The organism is Dyella sp. AD56, assembly GCF_002878475.1.
Lineage (GTDB): Bacteria > Pseudomonadota > Gammaproteobacteria > Xanthomonadales > Rhodanobacteraceae > Dyella.
Genome location: NZ_NRDP01000001.1, coordinates 403,102 through 420,918, shown reverse-complemented (window position 1 = coordinate 420,918; position 17,817 = coordinate 403,102). Strand labels below are relative to the sequence as shown.

Sequence of the window (17,817 nt, the reverse complement as noted above, 5' to 3'; positions counted from 1 at the left end):
ATAAAGCCCCTGGCGGTGACCTACTCTTGCATGAGGATTCACACTACCATCGGCGCAGCTGCGTTTCACTTCCGAGTTCGGGATGGGATCGGGTGGGACCACAGCGCTATAGCCGCCAGGGAAAGGGTGGGAACAGCGCATAAATGCGCCAGTTCCGCAGAGGGTGTAAACGAGTGACAAGCGTTTGGTGAAATTCGAACTAGATGTTTCGTCGAGACGATAATGTCTGCGAAGCGTCTTGGGGTTATATGGTCAAGCCTCACGGCTCATTAGTACGCGTAAGCTCAATGCATTGCTGCACTTCCACACCGCGCCTATCAACCACCTAGTCTTGATGGTGCCTTAAGGAGACTCGAAGTCTCGGGAGATCTCATCTTGAGGCGCGCTTCCCGCTTAGATGCTTTCAGCGGTTATCGCTTCCGTTCGTAGCTACCGGGCAATGCCATGGGCATGACAACCCGAACACCAGCGGAACGTCCACTCCGGTCCTCTCGTACTAGGAGCAGCCCCTCTCAAATCTCCAACGCCCACGACAGATAGGGACCGAACTGTCTCACGACGTTCTGAACCCAGCTCGCGTACCACTTTAAATGGCGAACAGCCATACCCTTGGGACCGGCTACAGCCCCAGGATGTGATGAGCCGACATCGAGGTGCCAAACACCGCCGTCGATATGAACTCTTGGGCGGTATCAGCCTGTTATCCCCGGAGTACCTTTTATCCGTTGAGCGATGGCCCTTCCATACAGAACCACCGGATCACTAAGACCTACTTTCGTACCTGCTTGATCCGTCGATCTCGCAGTCAAGCACGCTTATGCCTTTGCACACAGTGCGCGATGTCCGACCGCGCTGAGCGTACCTTCGTGCTCCTCCGTTACTCTTTGGGAGGAGACCGCCCCAGTCAAACTACCCACCACACACGGTCCCTGATCCGGATTACGGACCTAGGTTAGAACGTCAAGCACTTCAGGGTGGTATTTCAAGGATGGCTCCACCGAAACTAGCGTCTCGGTTTCATAGCCTCCCACCTATCCTACACAGAAGAACTCAACGTTCAGTGTGAAGCTGTAGTAAAGGTTCACGGGGTCTTTCCGTCTTGCCGCGGGAACGCTGCATCTTCACAGCGATTTCAATTTCACTGAGTCTCGGGTGGAGACAGCGCCGCTGTCGTTACGCCATTCGTGCAGGTCGGAACTTACCCGACAAGGAATTTCGCTACCTTAGGACCGTTATAGTTACGGCCGCCGTTTACTGGGGCTTCGATCAAGAGCTTCGCCTTGCGGCTGACCCCATCAATTAACCTTCCAGCACCGGGCAGGCGTCACACCCTATACGTCCACTTTCGTGTTTGCAGAGTGCTGTGTTTTTGATAAACAGTCGCAGCGGCCAGGTTACTGCGACCCTCCAATGCTCAGTCACGCACGTGACCACATCGGAGGGCGCACCTTCTCCCGAAGTTACGGTGCCATTTTGCCTAGTTCCTTCACCCGAGTTCTCTCAAGCGCCTTGGGATTCTCACCCTGCCTACCAGTGTCGGTTTACGGTACGGTTTCTCTGTAGCTGAAGCTTAGTGGCTTTTCCTGGAAGCGTAGTATCAGTCACTTCGTCCAAAAGGACTCGTCTCGGTGCTCGGCATAAAGAGGGCCGGATTTGCCTAACCCTCATGCCTACCGCCTTTCCCCGGGACAACCAACGCCCGGTAGACCTAACTTTCTCCGTCCCCACATCGCACTACAGACAAGTGCTGGAATATTAACCAGCTTCCCATCGACTACGCATTTCTGCCTCGCCTTAGGGGCCGACTCACCCTGCGCCGATGAACGTTGCGCGAGGAAACCTTGGGCTTTCGGCGTGGGGGCTTTTCACCCCCATTATCGTTACTCATGTCAGCATTCGCACTTCCGATACCTCCAGCAAGCTTCTCAACTCACCTTCACAGGCTTACGGAACGCTCCTCTACCGCGCACACAAAGTGTGCACCCCGAGCTTCGGTGTATAGCTTAGCCCCGTTAAATCTTCCGCGCAGACCGACTCGACCAGTGAGCTATTACGCTTTCTTTAAAGGGTGGCTGCTTCTAAGCCAACCTCCTGGCTGTCTATGCCTTTCCACATCGTTTTCCACTTAGCTATAACTTGGGGACCTTAGCTGCGGGTCTGGGTTGTTTCCCTTTTCACGACGGACGTTAGCACCCGCCGTGTGTCTCCCGTACATTCTGTCCTGGTATTCGGAGTTTGCCATGGTTTACTAAGCCGCGATGGCCCGCTAGCCATAACAGTGCTCTACCCCCAGGAAGATTCATACGAGGCGCTACCTAAATAGCTTTCGAGGAGAACCAGCTATCTCCGAGTTTGTTTAGCCTTTCACTCCTATCCACAGCTCATCCCCATCTATTGCAACAGATGTGGGTTCGGTCCTCCAGTGCGTGTTACCGCACCTTCAACCTGGCCATGGATAGATCACTCGGTTTCGGGTCTACTGCCAGAGACTATGCGCCCTATTCAGACTCGGTTTCCCTTCGCCTCCCCTATACGGTTAAGCTTGCCACTGACAGTAAGTCGCTGACCCATTATACAAAAGGTACGCAGTCACCCTTGCGGGCTTCCACTGCTTGTACGTATACGGTTTCAGGGTCTATTTCACTCCCCTCTCCGGGGTTCTTTTCGCCTTTCCCTCACGGTACTAGTTCGCTATCGGTCAGTCAGGAGTATTTAGCCTTGGAGGATGGTCCCCCCATGTTCAGACAGGGTTTCTCGTGCCCCGCCTTACTCAATTTCATCTCTAATGCCCTTTCGCCTACGGGGCTATCACCCGCTATGGCCGGCCTTTCCAAACCGTTCGGCTAAAACACTAGAAACTTTTGGGCTAGTCCGCGTTCGCTCGTCGCTACTGACGGAATCTCGGTTGATTTCTTTTCCTCCGGGTACTTAGATATTTCAGTTCCCCGGGTTCGCCCTGCATGACTATGTATTCATCATGCAGTACTCCTTGCGGAGTGGGTTTCCCCATTCGGACATTGCCGGATCAAAGCTTGTTGCCAGCTCCCCGACACTTTTCGCAGGCTGCCACGTCCTTCATCGCCTCTGACTGCCAAGGCATCCACCGTATACGCTTGGTCGCTTGACCATATAACCCCAAGTCGCCTCGGGGCCGATAACGCATCACTTACGAGGTAATGATTATCGATGTCCAAACAACGCGTTCGCTTAATTGCCTCAACGACACATCTCGGTTCGGTTTCGAACCAAAACGCTTGTCACTCGTTTACTTTGTCAAAGAACACAAGAACGGCCACAATGCCGCCTCGTTTCTAAATCTTTATGTGTGCGCTGCCTTCATTTCACGTCGTGCCACCAAAATGGTGGAGCCAGTCAGGATCGAACTGACGACCCCCTGCTTGCAAAGCAGGTGCTCTCCCAGCTGAGCTATGGCCCCAAGTGATTCAGTGGTGGGTCTGGGAGGACTCGAACCACCGGCCTCACCCTTATCAGGGGTGCGCTCTAACCACCTGAGCTACAGACCCGGGAACCTTTGCATCAACAAAAAAACCTCGCCGACGACGTTACCGTCGAAGCGGGGTTTCTTTGAAGAAACCGACCAGGGATGGCCGGCCTTGCTTGTCGCGGCAAACATGCCGCGTGAAGCAATACTTCGCGTGAAATAAAGTGCAGGTGTCTTGTGTGGACGTCTTGCGGGGAGAAGATGTCGTTCTCGAAAGGAGGTGATCCAGCCGCACCTTCCGATACGGCTACCTTGTTACGACTTCACCCCAGTCATGAACCACTCCGTGGTCGTCGTCCCCCTTGCGGTTAGACTAACGGCTTCTGGAGCAACTCACTCCCATGGTGTGACGGGCGGTGTGTACAAGGCCCGGGAACGTATTCACCGCAGCATAGCTGATCTGCGATTACTAGCGATTCCGACTTCATGGAGTCGAGTTGCAGACTCCAATCCGGACTGGGATCGGCTTTCTGGGATTGGCTCCACCTCGCGGTATTGCAACCCTCTGTACCGACCATTGTAGTACGTGTGTAGCCCTGGCCGTAAGGGCCATGATGACTTGACGTCATCCCCACCTTCCTCCGGTTTGTCACCGGCAGTCTCCTTAGAGTTCCCACCATTACGTGCTGGCAACTAAGGACAAGGGTTGCGCTCGTTGCGGGACTTAACCCAACATCTCACGACACGAGCTGACGACAGCCATGCAGCACCTGTGTTCTGATTCCCGAAGGCACTCCCGCATCTCTGCAGGATTCCAGACATGTCAAGGCCAGGTAAGGTTCTTCGCGTTGCATCGAATTAAACCACATACTCCACCGCTTGTGCGGGCCCCCGTCAATTCCTTTGAGTTTCAGTCTTGCGACCGTACTCCCCAGGCGGCGAACTTAACGCGTTAGCTTCGACACTGATCTCCGAGTTGAGACCAACATCCAGTTCGCATCGTTTAGGGCGTGGACTACCAGGGTATCTAATCCTGTTTGCTCCCCACGCTTTCGTGCCTCAGCGTCAGTGTTGATCCAGATGGCCGCCTTCGCCACTGATGTTCCTCCCGATCTCTACGCATTTCACCGCTACACCGGGAATTCCACCATCCTCTATCACACTCTAGCTATCCAGTATCCATTGCCATTCCCAGGTTGAGCCCGGGGATTTCACAACAGACTTAAATAACCGCCTACGCACGCTTTACGCCCAGTAATTCCGATTAACGCTTGCACCCTTCGTATTACCGCGGCTGCTGGCACGAAGTTAGCCGGTGCTTATTCCTCAGGTACCGTCAGCCCCACCGGATATTAGCCGGTAGTATTTCGCTCCTGATAAAAGTGCTTTACAACCCGAAGGCCTTCTTCACACACGCGGCATTGCTGGATCAGGCTTGCGCCCATTGTCCAATATTCCCCACTGCTGCCTCCCGTAGGAGTCTGGACCGTGTCTCAGTTCCAGTGTGGCTGATCATCCTCTCAGACCAGCTAGCGATCGTCGCCTTGGTAGGCCATTACCCTACCAACTAGCTAATCGCACATCGGTTCGTCCAACCGCGCAAGGCCCGAAGGTCCCCTGCTTTCTCTCGTAAGACGTATGCGGTATTAGCGTAAGTTTCCCTACGTTATCCCCCACGTTTGGGTAGATCCCGATGCATTACTCACCCGTCCGCCACTCGCCACCCATAGAGCAAGCTCTACTGTGCTGCCGTTCGACTTGCATGTGTTAGGCATGCCGCCAGCGTTCAATCTGAGCCAGGATCAAACTCTTCACTTAAGTTTTCGACCTCATGACCACCCGAAGGCAACCACTCGATCTATCTTTCTGAAGCGTTAGTCCTAACCATAAAACGTCAAGCTTTTGAATTGACTCTTAGGTTAGACGCTTGCATATATGGACATTCAATCATCCACGCAAGACGCCCACACAAGTCACCTGCGCACACTGTCAAAGATCTCAATCACTTGCGGTCCGTTTCCGTTTCCGCTTCGGAACATTTCGTTCCGAGTGAGCCGCTCATCTTACATCGTTTTTCCTGTCCGTCAACACCTTCAGCGAAATCTTTTTGCTTCAGGCTTTTCGGCAGAACCCTGTGAGGAAGAGCTTCTCGTCAGGGCAGGAGCGGAATAATAGCGTGGCCCCCCCAGGGTTGGGAAGGGGGGGAAGCACGTTTTTTTTCACATTGATGACACACGCCCGCGTGTGGCGTTCGTAAGCGCACGTGCTACCAAGGTATTTCTGAAATTGAGCGCTCGTATGACAACGGGCCGAGGGCTTAAATGCGGTCGTCTCCGCCCTGGTTCACATGAAATCCAGGCCATGGAGCTCCGTGATCAGCGCCTCTCCTTATATGGAGTTCGCCATGATCGACGCGGCCCCTATACCGTTGCCATAGAAGTCAGCTCCGTCGGGAAGCCGAGTCTCAACGTGCTTTTCTGGCAGCCAAGAGCATCGTGCACGTAACAGGCTTGCATAGAGTGGCGAAGAAAACGGCCAGCGGATCCCGGCGAAGGACGCAGCCGCTATTGGGCGCTCCCTATCGGGGCTTTATGTCCCCGAGCGCCTGGGCGGGATGGTGGCGTGCATTGGCGCCCGAGTCGTGAACGTCGGCGCGGCCGGCTCGGCGTGGTGGTCGTTGGCCGCCAAGTCATGCCGGCATGGAACGCCGACATGATAGGGAATGAGGTCTTCGGGACTGAGCCTGTCCAGGATGTCCCACTCATCTTCGAACGGAATGAACTGCTGCATGGTGCTGCTCCTGCCTGGGTTGCCCACCTTTTCCGGCTTGCAGGAGCATCTAAACAAACGGCCCGGTCCGTACGATGACGGAATCGGGCCGTTTCAGGGCAACGCGAGGATCAGGATCAGTCGATTTCGATCATCTCGAAGTCTTCCTTCGTCGCGCCGCAGTCCGGGCAGGTCCAGGTATCGGGAACATCGGCCCAACGGGTGCCGGGCTCGATGCCTTCGTCGGGCAAGCCCAGGGCCTCTTCATAGATGAAGCCACAGACGACACACATCCATTTGCGCAGGGTGCCGGTTTCGTTGGTGCTCTGATTCATCGTGAACTGCTTGATATGGACAATAAGAGGTTCATTCTCGCAACTCCCCCGCCGATGCGAAAGCGTATGGCGCCGCTTTTCCAGGACTGATTGGCATGCATACAAAACTCCAGGGCCGAGGCCTTTATGTCATTACCGACGGCCCTCGCCGCGATCTGCTCGAAACCGTGGCGCAGGCGCTGGCCGGCGGGGCCCGGTTGCTGCAATACCGGGACAAGACGACCGATCATTCGCGCCGGCTCGATGAAGCCCGGGCGCTCCGTGCCCTATGCGCTGCCCGTGACGTCCCCATGATCGTCAACGACGACGTGGAGCTGGCGCGCGCGGCAGGTGCAGCAGGCGTACATCTGGGCGAAGACGACTGTAATGTAGCCGCCGCCCGCGCAGTACTTGGCGAGAGCGCCATCATCGGCGTGTCCTGCTACGACTCGTTGGAGCGCGCCCGCGACCTGGCTTCCGCCGGTGCCGATTACATTGCCTTTGGCGCGTTCTTTCCATCGCCCACGAAGCCGCATGCACGCCGTGCTTCGTTCGACCTGCTGCGGCAGTCCGCCGCGCTCGGCGTGCCGCGAGTGGCGATCGGCGGCATCACACCAGACAATGGCGGCTCACTGATCGATGCCGGCGCCGATTACCTGGCCGTGATCTCGGCCGTCTTCGGCGACCCGGACGTCCGCGGTGCCGCCGAACGCTTCGCCCAACTCTTCACTTCGCATTGAGATCCCCACGATGACCACCAATCACGAACTCTTCCAACGTGCGCAGCAACTGATGCCCGGCGGCGTGAACTCGCCGGTGCGCGCCTTCAAGTCGGTGGGTGGCGAACCATTCTTCACCGCGCGAGCGGATGGCCCGTATCTGTGGGACGTCGAAGGCAAGCGGTATATCGACTACGTCGGTTCGTGGGGGCCGATGATCGTGGGCCATAACCACCCGCACGTGCGTGAGGCCGTTGAGAAGGCGGTGAAGAACGGCCTCTCGTATGGCACGCCCTGCCCCGCCGAAATCACCATGGCGGAAACCATCACCCGCCTGATTCCGTCCATCGACATGGTGCGCATGGTCAATTCGGGCACGGAGGCCACCATGTCGGCCATCCGTCTGGCCCGCGGCGCGACGGGGCGCAACCTGATCGTGAAGTTCGAGGGCTGCTACCACGGCCACGGTGACAGCTTCCTGGTGAAAGCCGGCTCGGGCGCGCTCACTTTCGGCGTGCCGACCTCGCCCGGCGTGCCGAAGGCCAATGCTGACCTGACCCTCACACTCACCTATAACGACCTCGACGCCGCGGTGCGCTTGTTCGACGAGCACGGCCACGACATCGCCGGCCTGATCATCGAACCGGTGGCAGGCAACATGAATTGCATCCCGCCGAAGGACGGCTACCTGCAGGGCCTGCGCGAGCTCTGCACCAAGCACGGCGCGCTGCTGATTTTCGACGAGGTGATGACGGGCTTCCGCGTAGCGCTTGGCGGCGCGCAGGCGTATTACGGTGTGACGCCGGATCTAACCACCTTCGGCAAGATCATCGGCGGTGGTATGCCGGTGGGCGCGTATGGCGGTCGCCGCGACCTGATGCAGCAGATCGCACCGGCCGGTCCGATTTACCAGGCGGGCACGCTATCGGGCAATCCGGTGGCCATGGCGGCAGGCTTGGCCATGCTGGAGCTTATCCAAGCACCGGGTTTCTACGACCAGCTAGCCGCACGCACGCGCCTGCTCACCGACGGCCTTCAGGCGGTGGCGGACGGCGAAGGTGTGGCGTTCAGCACCAATCGGGTGGGCGGCATGTTCGGCCTGTTCTTCACCAAGGAAAAGGTGGACAGCTACGCACAGGCCACGGCAGCGGACACCACCATGTTCAACCGCTTCTTCCACGGCATGCTGGAACGTGGTGTCTATCTCGCTCCATCCGCCTTCGAGGCAGGCTTTGTCTCCAGCACCCATAGCGAGCAGGACATCGCCGATACGCTGGAAGCCGCCCGTGGCGCCCTGCGCGCGGCGCGTGCTGGCTGAGGTGACGCTGCGCTGCCTCCTGTTCGACTTGGACGAGGTCCTGGTGGACTACGACCGTTCGGTGCGCGTGAGTCATCTGGCTCACGCCATCGGCTGCGCGTCGGAGGCCGTACAGGAGGCGATCTACGGCTCGGGGATCGAGGATGCCGCCGATAGCGGCATGCTGACGGCGGCGTCCTATCTCGATGCACTCAGTGCACATCTCGCTCGCACCGTCACGGTGGACGCATGGACGGCCGCGCGCCGGGCTGCCACGCAAGTACGGGGCGACGTATTGGGACTAGCCACTGCACTAGCTACGCGGGTCACCGTGGCGATCCTTACCAACAACGGTGTGCTGATGGCGGAACAGCTGCCGCGGATCGTTCCGGCGCTGTTTCCACTCTTCGAGGGGCGTGCCTTCGCCTCGGCACAGTTCAGCGCCCGCAAGCCGCAGGCACAGGTCTACACGAGGTGCCTGGATCGGCTCGGCGTGCCAGCCAATGCGACGCTGTTCGTCGACGACAATCGAGACAACGTTGACGGCGCTCGTGAGGCGGGGCTGGTGGCGCATCACTATCGCGACCTCACCGGGCTGAAGACCGCGCTCGCCAACTTCAGCCTGATCTGATCCAGCCTTCCCGATGCGGGCGCTATGCTGCCTCCCATTGCGACAGGGAGCCCGCCGCATGAGCAAGCAACCGCCCTTCCCCTTCGATTCCGTCGTGGCACCAGCTACAAGCACAGGCTGGCGTGCCCGCTGGTTCCACATCATCTTCGGTCATGACGATGCACCGGGTCGCCTGTTCGACCTGATCCTGATCGTGGCAATCCTGTCGAGCATCATCGTCACCATGCTCGATACCGTGATGGACCGCACGCTCGGTTTGCGCATCTGTTCTACGTGTTGGAGTGGGTCTTCACCGTGGCGTTCACGCTGGAGTACGCGATGCGCCTGAGCGTGGTAGCGCAACCGCGGCGCTACGCCTTCAGCTTCTTCGGTGTCGTGGACCTGCTCGCGGTATTGCCGACCTACGTGAGCCTGATGGTGACAGGCAGCCAGTACCTGATCGTGATCCGGGCGGTGCGCATTCTGCGCACCTTCCGCGTGCTTAAGATGACGCGCTACGTCGGTGAGGCGGATCTGCTGTGGGGCACCCTGGTTAAGGCGCGACGGAAGATTTTCATCTTCATCAGCACGATCCTTACCCTGGTACTGATCTTCGGTGCGCTGATGTATCTGGTCGAGGGGCCAGAGAACGGCTTCACCAGCATCCCCCGCGCTATGTACTGGGCGGTGGTGACCATGACGACGGTGGGCTTCGGCGATATCACCCCGCACACCACCCTGGGTCAGATACTCACCTCTCTGATCATGCTGGTGGGCTACAGCATCATCGCGGTACCAACCGGCATCTTTGCAGCCGAACTGGCCGCGGGCATTCGTGACGCCCGCCAACATTCCGCTTGCCCGGCATGCAACCTACAGGCGCATGAGGTGGATGCGAAGTTTTGCCGGAGGTGCGGAGAATCGCTGGCGGGACCGATGCAGCCCAGCACCGCGGATGAACACGCAGGCCAGCAATAAGCGCAGAAACTTATTGCGCGAAGAGTGCACTTCTCCTGGGGAAGCGCACCGCCGACGGGTCGTTCAGCCCGCGATGAAACTGCGCAATGCGGTCTCAAGACGCTGCAGACCTTCGGTGACATCCTCGTCGCTAATGTTGAGCGCGGGCACGAAGCGCAGCACATCCGGACCCGCCTGCAGCACGAGCAGGCCGTGTGCCGCCGCGTGATCAAGGATGACGCCGGCTTTGCCCTTGTTCGCCTCATTGAGCACGGCACCGAGCATCAGACCACGCCCGCGCACCTCGTCGAACAAGTGCAGCGAGGCATTGATGCGCTGCAAGCCATCGCGCAAAGCCTGCGACTGGCGCGCGACATTGGCCAACAGTTCCGGTGAGGACAGCTTACGCAGCGCCACGCGCGCCACCGCAGCCCCCAGCGGGTTGCCACCGAACGTGGTGCCGTGCGCACCGAACTGCATCACGTCGGCCACCTTGGGGCCGGCCAACATGGCGCCGATGGGGAAGCCGCAGCCCAACGCCTTGGCCAGGGTGACGATGTCCGGCTTCACACCGTCTTGTACATAGGCGAACAACGTACCCGAACGCCCCATGCCGCACTGGATTTCATCCAGCACCAACAGTGCGTTGTACTGATCGCACAGTTCGCGCACGCGCTGGACGAACCCGGGCGCTGCCGGTAGCACGCCACCTTCGCCCTGCACAGGCTCGAGCATCACGGCGGCCACGTCGCCGTGTGCGAAGGCAGCCTCCAGCGCCGGCACGTCATTGAAGTCGAGATAGCGGAAGCCACCGGGCAGCGGCTCGTACCCCTCTTGATACTTGGGCTGCGCCGTCGCCGTCACCGCCGCCAGCGTGCGGCCATGGAAGGAGCCGCGGAAAGTGATGATGACGCGCTTGCCCGCCTCGCGCCCTTGCGACGTAGCCCACTTGCGCACCAGCTTGATCGCCGCCTCGTTGGCTTCCGCGCCGGAGTTGCAGAAGAACACGCGCTCGGCAAAACCGGAGGATGCCACCAGCTCTTCTGCCAGGCGCAACGGCGGCTCGCTGTAGAACACATTGCTGGTGTGCCAGAGCTTATGTGCCTGCGTGGTCAGGGCCTCGAGCAAGTCAGGGTCCTGATGACCCAGCGCGTTCACAGCGATGCCCGCGCCGAAATCGACGTAGTCGCGACCCTCTGTATCCCACACGCGCGCGCCTTTGCCGTGGTCCAGCACCACATCGCGCGGTCGATACACCGGCAGCCAGTAGCGCTTGCCGAGATCAATCAGGGATTGGGCGGACGGGTCTTGCGCGTGCATGTCGTACTCCGGGCATCGTCGCAGCCGACGACACCATGCTTGAGATGGGATGGGGTGGGGACACGTCACCAGGGGCGGCGTCCACGCATCGTAAGCCCTGGGGGGCGGCTTTGCACGATTGTCACGCCTCGCACAAACGCTGCTGCGTGCGGCCGCCTATGGCAGGCACGCGTATGGCCTGCGCATATCCGGGCCTGCCCTCGCTCGACAGCCCGCGAATGGCAGGTGTGACATTTCCCCTGTCCGCTGTAACTCGATTGATACAGCTCCCCGGAAACGGCGCTGCAACAGGTGTTAAGCACCGTTCGCGGCATCCATAAAGGGCGACCGCTGTAACGCCTTTAGCACGGTTCAAAATTGGCGGGGTGGTTCACGCACCCCTAAAACCCAAGGTTTTCAGCCCTTGTCCCGTGTTGGCACGGTGATTGCTCGCTTTACACCGTACAGGCGGGAAAGGGGGAAGGGCCAGCTGCGACAACGCGCCGAACACCGCGATACGGACTGTCTCGGCGACAGGATGGCAATGCCCTTGGATGGCCCAGGGCTACGTCGGCACGAAGCTCGCAGCTGGCAACCGGATCACTCACTCCCGCCCCAAGCTTGGCGGGAAGAACGTCGAAAAGCATTCCGCCGCAAGGCGGTCATGAGGGCGGTAACCCGGCAACCCCTGTGGCCGGGGCACCAATGGAAGCCCCCGACCCGACCCCTGCGGGTCGGGGGCCTTCCTTTCTTTTTCCAGCAGACAGCATTCCCCACGGTCGGCTAACCCCGTCCGGGGCGAGCGGCGGGTGCTTGCAATCGAGTGACTGGGCTGGCGCCCAACCAGTCATGCAGAAGCGAGCATCCGCCAATCGCCCCGGACGGGGCAGTCAGCAACGAGATCCGGGATGGCCCCTGCGGCCTATGGATGTCCGATCAGCGAAGCTCGTCGAGTGCGAGCTGGTGCTTCTTGCACAGGCGGTAGATGGTCACGCGCGACACCTTCAGCCGGCGCGCGCATTCGCTCACGTTGAAACGGCTTTCGCGCAGGCAGGCGATGACGGCGTCGCGCTCGGCCGCCACTCGTGTGCTGCCCAAGCTTGAGCGCGCCGCCTGCTTGGTCAGCACGTCAGCCAGGTCGAGGTCGTTGACGCCGATGAGCGCATCTTCCGCCACCACCGCGGCGCGCTGCACGCGATTGAGTAATTCGCGCACGTTGCCCGGCCAGGTAAAGTCCAGCATGGCGCGACGCGCGCTTGCGCTGAAGGCGCGTGCGTGGCTGGTGTGCTGCTCGCGGAACGCATCGAGGAACTTCTGCGCCAGCACTACCACGTCATCCTCACGCTCGCGCAGCGGGGGCATACGTAGGCGCAGCACATTGAGGCGATAGTAGAGATCCTCGCGGAAGCGGCCCTGCTCCACTGCCTTTTCCAGGTCCACGTGGGTCGCAGCCAGCACGCGTACGTCCAGCTTGATGAGTAGGCTGCTGCCGACGCGCTCCAACGTACCTTCCTGCAGGAAGCGCAGCAAACTGGTCTGGGCATCGAGCGGAAGATCGCCCACTTCATCGAGAAATACAGTGCCACCGGCTGCCGTTTCAAAATGGCCGATACGGCGTGCATTCGCACCGGTGAACGCGCCGCGCTCGTGGCCAAACAATTCGGACTGCACCAGGTTCGGCGGCAGCGCACCGCAATTGATCGCGGCAAACGGGCGCTCGGCACGTGCGGAAAGGCTGTGCAAGGCGCGCGCAGCTACTTCCTTGCCGGTGCCGGTTTCGCCAGTAATCAGCACCGGCAGCTCCACCGGCGCGTACTTGCGCACGCTCGCCACCACTGCACCGATGGCTGCACTACGGCCCGTCACGCCGACATCACCGGGATCGGCAGCGCGCGGCTGGTCGCCACCGATGCGGCCCAGCGCTTCTACCAGGCGTTCGACATCCACCGGCGTGGAAAAGTATTCGATGCTCGCTTCGAGGATGCGGTCGATCAACGGCTCGTGCGTCGGCACGTCGGGCGAGATAAGCGCCACCCACGGCAACCAGGGATGATCAGCCATGAGTTGCGCCATGGCGGGAGCAGACGCAGGGTCGCCATGCCGAAGGTCAGCCAGCGCTACCACGGTGTCGTTGTTACGCATGCCGACACCACCCTGGGTTCCGGCATCGGCCACGCGGATGATCCATCCCGCCGCGGCCAGCACTGCCCGCTCCTCACCGGCAGGCTGCCCGAACCAGACGACGCATCGCCTGGCTTCCTCCCTCAATACAGCCATGGTCCCTCCCCCAACCCCTCTAAGGGTTACAGGTATCGGCCGGTCGCTGCCACGTCCTATGGCACCCCCCGGCTACCACGCCCGTCGCACCAAGCTAGCCCGCGACCGCTACAAAAGTGTGATATGGGTCACACAATATACAACTCCGCTGGTCACGGTCACCCCACAAATGGCGCAAATAGCGTCGAACATGAAGCCGGAGGCTATCAGGCGAGCTAGCACCTATGGCCTAGGGGCCTCCTCGCCGGGCTGCGACCGGATTGGGGGTCCCAAACGCAGCGCTGTGATGCCGTCGCGCTTACCAGACACCCGTATTAGGCATGGATGCCCACGGCTCCTGCGGCGGGAGGTGCCCGTCCTGCAGCAACTCCACCGAAACCAGGTCGGGAGAGCGTACGAAAGCCATGTGTCCATCGCGTGGCGGCCGGTTGATGGTGTAGCCCATCGACTGCAGATGAGCACAGGTGGCGTAGATGTCATCCACGCGGAAGGCTAGATGGCCGAAGTTGCGGGCACTTCCATAATCCTCGGTCGAGCCCCAGTTGTAGGTCAGCTCGACTTCCGCCTCCGGTGAACCCGGCGCGGCGAGGAACACCAGCGTGAACTTGCCCGCGGCGTTTTCCATGCGGCGCATTTCCTTCAGGCCCAAGCCATCGCAAAAGAAACGCAGGCTTTCGTCGATGTCGCTTACGCGGATCATGGTGTGCAGGTATTTCATGGGGACCTCGGGGGCATGAATACGCCATCGTCGTACGTGAAGAAGCGCCGGATACGCAGCGCCATGTCGTCCAGCTCGATACGGCGAGAAGGAGCCGGCACGCCGTCGGCATACACCCGTAGCAAACCGTCCGCCACCCGTCGCGGCTGCACATGCAGATGAAAGTGTGGCACTTCCTGGCCACCGGCCTTGCCGTTGGACTGCCACAGATTGAGCCCGGGTGGGTGAAACGCTTCGCGCAAAGCGCGCGCCACACGCACACCCAACTGCATGACCTCGCCGGCCAATCCGGCGTCGATCGCATAGATGTCCTCGACATGCGCCTTCGGTATCACTAGCACGTGGCCGGATACGGCTTGACGAAGATCGAGGAACGCCAGCGCGCGCTCCGTCTGCGCGACCACGCTAGCGTCGAGACGACCGGCGACGATCTCGCAGAACGGACAAGCCATTGACCTTACCCCAGGAAGAGATCGGGCAGCGGCTCCTGCGAGGCATCCATGGCGTACCAGGTGAAATCGGTGACGCCCGCCTCGTGCAGCACCTCGTCATCGATGAGGAAGTGCCCGGCAAAACCCTTGGCCTCGCGCGTGAGCACCGCGTGCGCGGCGTCGGCGACGATGGTTGGCTTGCGACAACGCTCCAGCGGCACGCCCGGAATCATATTGAGCGCATCCGTGGCAATAATCGTGCGCGGCCACAGCGCATTGACGGCTATGCCCTTGCTGCCGAGTTCACCCGCCAGTCCGAGCGTCACCAGGCTCATGCCCATCTTGGCCAGCGTGTAGCCCGTATGCGGCGCCCACCACTTCGGGTCCAGCGACGGCGGCGGCGCCAGCGTGAGGATGTGCGGGTTGTCGGACTTGAGCAGGTGCGGCAGACAGGCTTGCGCGCAGAGAAAGCTGCCGCGCGCATTGACTTGCTGCATCAGGTCGAAGCGCTTCATCGGCGTCTCCGCCAACCCGGCCAGCCAGATCGCGCTCGCGTTGTTCACCAGGATGTCGATGCCACCGAAGCGTTCCACGGTCGCGGCGACGGCGGCCTTCACCTCGTCTTCTTCGCGAATGTCGCACTTGATCGGCAAGGCCTTGCCACCAGCGGCTTCCACTTCCTGCGCGGCGCTGAAGATGGTGCCCGGCAGCTTGGGATTGGGCACGCTGCTCTTAGCAACGATCGCCACATTGGCGCCGTCGCGCGCTGCGCGCAATGCAATCGCCAGACCGATGCCGCGCGAGGCGCCGGTGATGAAGAGGGTCTTGCCGGCCAGGCTGCTCATGAAAGTGTCACCTCGATCGTGGGTGAATCAGTGTAGAAGCGCGCAGTACGAGCGCAAGGTGCAGAACAGGCCAACCGGCGCACGCGCCAAGTTTCACGCGCGTTGGAAGCGCGGCAGGATATCCCGCAGATCGGCCAGCCGTTGTATGGGATCGGTGATCTCCAGCAAACGCTGCTGCTCGTCCACCTGCAAAGGCAACAGCTCCGACAGCCGGAAACCCAGCCAACTGGCGTCATCGTAGAGATCACGCGGCGCGTGTCGCCACTGCGGCGCCATGTTTTCGATCAGGCGCTCCAGGATCACCTGCAGCAACGCGAACTCCACCGGCACATTGTGGGTCGGCTCCGCCGGCCAGGGCTCCACATCGCCGCGCACGAGACCGTCGGAGCGCACCCGCGTGCGCACCACACGGAAGCGCTCATCGCCCTCGGCAAGAATGCCTAGCAGCCCATCTTCCCGGTTGTGGAAATCGACGATACGCGCCAGCGTGCCGATGGCGGCGGGCAATGCCGGCGCACCAGCCTCCTGTCCATCCAGGATCAGGCAAACACCGAACGAGGTCCCGGTGCGCGCGCATTCCCGGATCATGTCGAGGTAGCGCCGTTCGAAAATGCGCAGCGGCAGCTGGCCACCGGGATAAAGCACGGTGCCGAGGGGAAACAGCGGTAGGTCGAGGTAGGGGGACTTGGCGGCCATGCGAGGAGTCTAATCGCGCCAGCTCCCCTCCTAAAACAATAAGAAGGCGGTCAGGATTTGATCGCTTCGGCGAAACGGCGCGGCGCGCCTTCGAAACCGCCGTTGGACATGAAGACCACGTGATCGCCTGCGCGCACTTCACTACGCAGCGCGGCAATCAACGCGTCCACCGTCGGCACGGCGCTGCCTCGGCCGTTCAATGCGCCGGTCACGCGCCCCGCATCCCACGGAAGTTCAGGGCGATGCAGGAACACCACGGCATCGGCATCCGCCAGCGACGGCGCCAGCGCTTCGGAATGCGCGCCCAGCCGCATCGAATTCGAGCGTGGCTCCAGCGCTACCACGATACGTGCCTTGCCGACCTTGGCGCGCAGACCCGCCAGGGTCGTAGCAATAGCGGTTGGATGGTGTGCAAAGTCGTCATACACACGCACGCCATTCGCTTCGCCCACCACCTCCATGCGGCGCTTGACGCTCTGGAAGCTGGCGAACGCAGGCAACAGGGCGCGCGGATCCGCTCCGGCAGCGGTCGCTGCCGCCAGCGCGGCGAGTGCGTTCATCACGCTATGGTTGCCAAGCAGGGACCAACGGATCTCGCCGATCACCTCGCCACCGCGTCGTACCGTGAAAGCAGAACCATCGGCCTCGATCAGCTCAGCCTGCCAGTCACCCTGCCCGATGCCGAAGGTTTCCACCGGCGTCCAGCAGCCCATGGCCAGCACTTCCGCCAGGTGATGGTCGTGCGCGTTGACAATCAGACGCCCATTGCCTGGCACCGTACGCACCAAGTGATGGAACTGGCGCTGGATGGCTGCCACGTCGGGGAAGATATCCGCGTGGTCGTATTCAAGGTTGTTGAGGATCGCGATACGGGGACGGTAGTGCACGAACTTCGAGCGCTTGTCGAAGAAGGCGCTGTCGTATTCGTCCGCCTCGATCACAAATGGCTTGCCACGGCCCACACGCGCTGACACGTCGAAATTACCGGGTACGCCGCCGATCAGGAAGCCGGGCGACAGGCCCGCGCTTTCCAGCAGGTGCGCCAGCAGGCTGGTGGTCGTGGTCTTGCCGTGCGTGCCGGCCACAGCCAGCACCTCGCGCCCCGGTAACAGCGTTTCGCCCAGCCATTGCGGGCCGGAGATGTAGCGCAACTGCTCGTCGAGCATGTATTCCACAGCAGGATTGCCGCGCACCATCGCGTTGCCCACCACGACCAGGTCGGGCGCAGGCTTGAGGTAATCGGCCTTGTAGCCGTCCATCAGGCGAATGCCCAGCGCTTCCAGCTGTGTACTCATGGGTGGATAGACGTTGGCGTCGGAACCTTCGACGGTAAGGCCGAGCTCGCGCGCCAGCGCGGCGACGCCGCCCATGAAGGTGCCGCAGATGCCGAGGATGTGCAGACGCATGGGTAATCCGTTCGATGGAACATGGACGACGCCTTGC

The 17,817-nt window shown here is 60.8% G+C and carries 12 protein-coding genes, 2 tRNA genes, 3 rRNA genes and 1 pseudogene; 4 read left to right on the top strand and 14 right to left on the bottom strand.

Annotation, left to right across the window (positions count from 1 at the left end):
- Positions 1-7: 7 nt before the first annotated feature.
- The 7 genes from rrf to DyAD56_RS01825 form a co-directional block, all read right to left on the bottom strand.
- Positions 8-120, bottom strand: a 5S ribosomal RNA gene (gene rrf, locus DyAD56_RS01855).
- A 128-nt stretch (positions 121-248) separates the two neighbouring features.
- Positions 249-3,127 (bottom strand): 23S ribosomal RNA (locus DyAD56_RS01850).
- A 233-nt stretch (positions 3,128-3,360) separates the two neighbouring features.
- A tRNA-Ala gene (locus tag DyAD56_RS01845) sits at positions 3,361-3,436 on the bottom strand.
- An 11-nt stretch (positions 3,437-3,447) separates the two neighbouring features.
- Positions 3,448-3,524, bottom strand: a tRNA-Ile gene (locus DyAD56_RS01840).
- A gap of 191 nt (positions 3,525-3,715) precedes the next feature.
- Positions 3,716-5,260 (bottom strand): 16S ribosomal RNA (locus DyAD56_RS01835).
- Together the 16S, 23S and 5S rRNA genes with 2 tRNA genes alongside form the textbook arrangement of a ribosomal RNA operon.
- 771 nt (positions 5,261-6,031) lie before the next feature.
- Complete coding sequence (locus DyAD56_RS01830) at positions 6,032-6,232, bottom strand: hypothetical protein (protein ID WP_102301014.1); 201 nt, start codon at positions 6,230-6,232, stop codon at positions 6,032-6,034.
- A 116-nt stretch (positions 6,233-6,348) separates the two neighbouring features.
- Entirely contained in the window at positions 6,349-6,546 is a 198-nt protein-coding gene (locus DyAD56_RS01825) for a rubredoxin (RefSeq protein WP_102301013.1), read from the bottom strand.
- Positions 6,547-6,641: 95 nt separating this feature from the next.
- Between DyAD56_RS01825 and thiE the strand changes: the two genes are divergently transcribed.
- The 4 genes and pseudogenes from thiE (at position 6,642) to DyAD56_RS01805 (ending at position 10,129) form a co-directional block, all read left to right on the top strand.
- On the top strand, positions 6,642-7,265 hold the full coding sequence (gene thiE / locus DyAD56_RS01820; RefSeq protein ID WP_102301012.1) for a thiamine phosphate synthase: 624 nt from the start codon (positions 6,642-6,644) through the stop codon (positions 7,263-7,265).
- A gap of 10 nt (positions 7,266-7,275) precedes the next feature.
- Positions 7,276-8,562: a glutamate-1-semialdehyde 2,1-aminomutase gene (hemL, locus tag DyAD56_RS01815; RefSeq protein WP_102301011.1), complete on the top strand. Its 1,287-nt coding sequence runs from the start codon at positions 7,276-7,278 to the stop codon at positions 8,560-8,562.
- Positions 8,531-9,172 carry an HAD-IA family hydrolase gene (locus DyAD56_RS01810; protein ID WP_233202246.1) on the top strand — a complete coding sequence of 214 codons (642 nt, stop codon included), beginning with the start codon at positions 8,531-8,533 and terminating at the stop codon, positions 9,170-9,172. Before hemL ends, DyAD56_RS01810 begins: the two co-directional genes overlap by 32 nt.
- Before the next feature lie 58 nt (positions 9,173-9,230).
- Positions 9,231-10,129, top strand: a pseudogene (locus DyAD56_RS01805) (ion transporter).
- A 63-nt stretch (positions 10,130-10,192) separates the two neighbouring features.
- On the opposite strand, the gene DyAD56_RS01800 reads toward DyAD56_RS01805, so the two are convergent.
- The 7 genes from DyAD56_RS01800 to mpl all read right to left on the bottom strand — a co-directional run bounded on the left by DyAD56_RS01800 (position 10,193) and on the right by mpl (position 17,780).
- Positions 10,193-11,428: an acetylornithine transaminase gene (locus DyAD56_RS01800; RefSeq protein WP_102301010.1), complete on the bottom strand. Its 1,236-nt coding sequence runs from the start codon at positions 11,426-11,428 to the stop codon at positions 10,193-10,195.
- A 915-nt stretch (positions 11,429-12,343) separates the two neighbouring features.
- Positions 12,344-13,684 carry a sigma-54 dependent transcriptional regulator gene (locus DyAD56_RS01795; RefSeq protein ID WP_102301009.1) on the bottom strand — a complete coding sequence of 447 codons (1,341 nt, stop codon included), beginning with the start codon at positions 13,682-13,684 and terminating at the stop codon, positions 12,344-12,346.
- A 298-nt stretch (positions 13,685-13,982) separates the two neighbouring features.
- On the bottom strand, positions 13,983-14,402 hold the full coding sequence (locus DyAD56_RS01790; protein ID WP_102301008.1) for a VOC family protein: 420 nt from the start codon (positions 14,400-14,402) through the stop codon (positions 13,983-13,985).
- Entirely contained in the window at positions 14,399-14,854 is a 456-nt protein-coding gene (locus tag DyAD56_RS01785) for an HIT family protein (protein ID WP_102301007.1), read from the bottom strand. The genes DyAD56_RS01790 and DyAD56_RS01785 overlap by 4 nt, the downstream gene beginning before the upstream one ends.
- A 5-nt stretch (positions 14,855-14,859) precedes the next feature.
- Positions 14,860-15,678 carry an NAD(P)-dependent oxidoreductase gene (locus DyAD56_RS01780; protein ID WP_102301006.1) on the bottom strand — a complete coding sequence of 273 codons (819 nt, stop codon included), beginning with the start codon at positions 15,676-15,678 and terminating at the stop codon, positions 14,860-14,862.
- 93 nt (positions 15,679-15,771) lie between these two features.
- Entirely contained in the window at positions 15,772-16,374 is a 603-nt protein-coding gene (locus DyAD56_RS01775; protein WP_102301005.1) for an LON peptidase substrate-binding domain-containing protein, read from the bottom strand.
- Between the two features lie 50 nt (positions 16,375-16,424).
- The gene (gene mpl / locus DyAD56_RS01770) at positions 16,425-17,780 is read right to left on the bottom strand and encodes a UDP-N-acetylmuramate:L-alanyl-gamma-D-glutamyl-meso-diaminopimelate ligase (RefSeq protein WP_102301004.1); all 1,356 of its coding nucleotides are present in this window, start codon (positions 17,778-17,780) and stop codon (positions 16,425-16,427) included.
- Between the last annotated feature and the right edge of the window lie 37 nt (positions 17,781-17,817).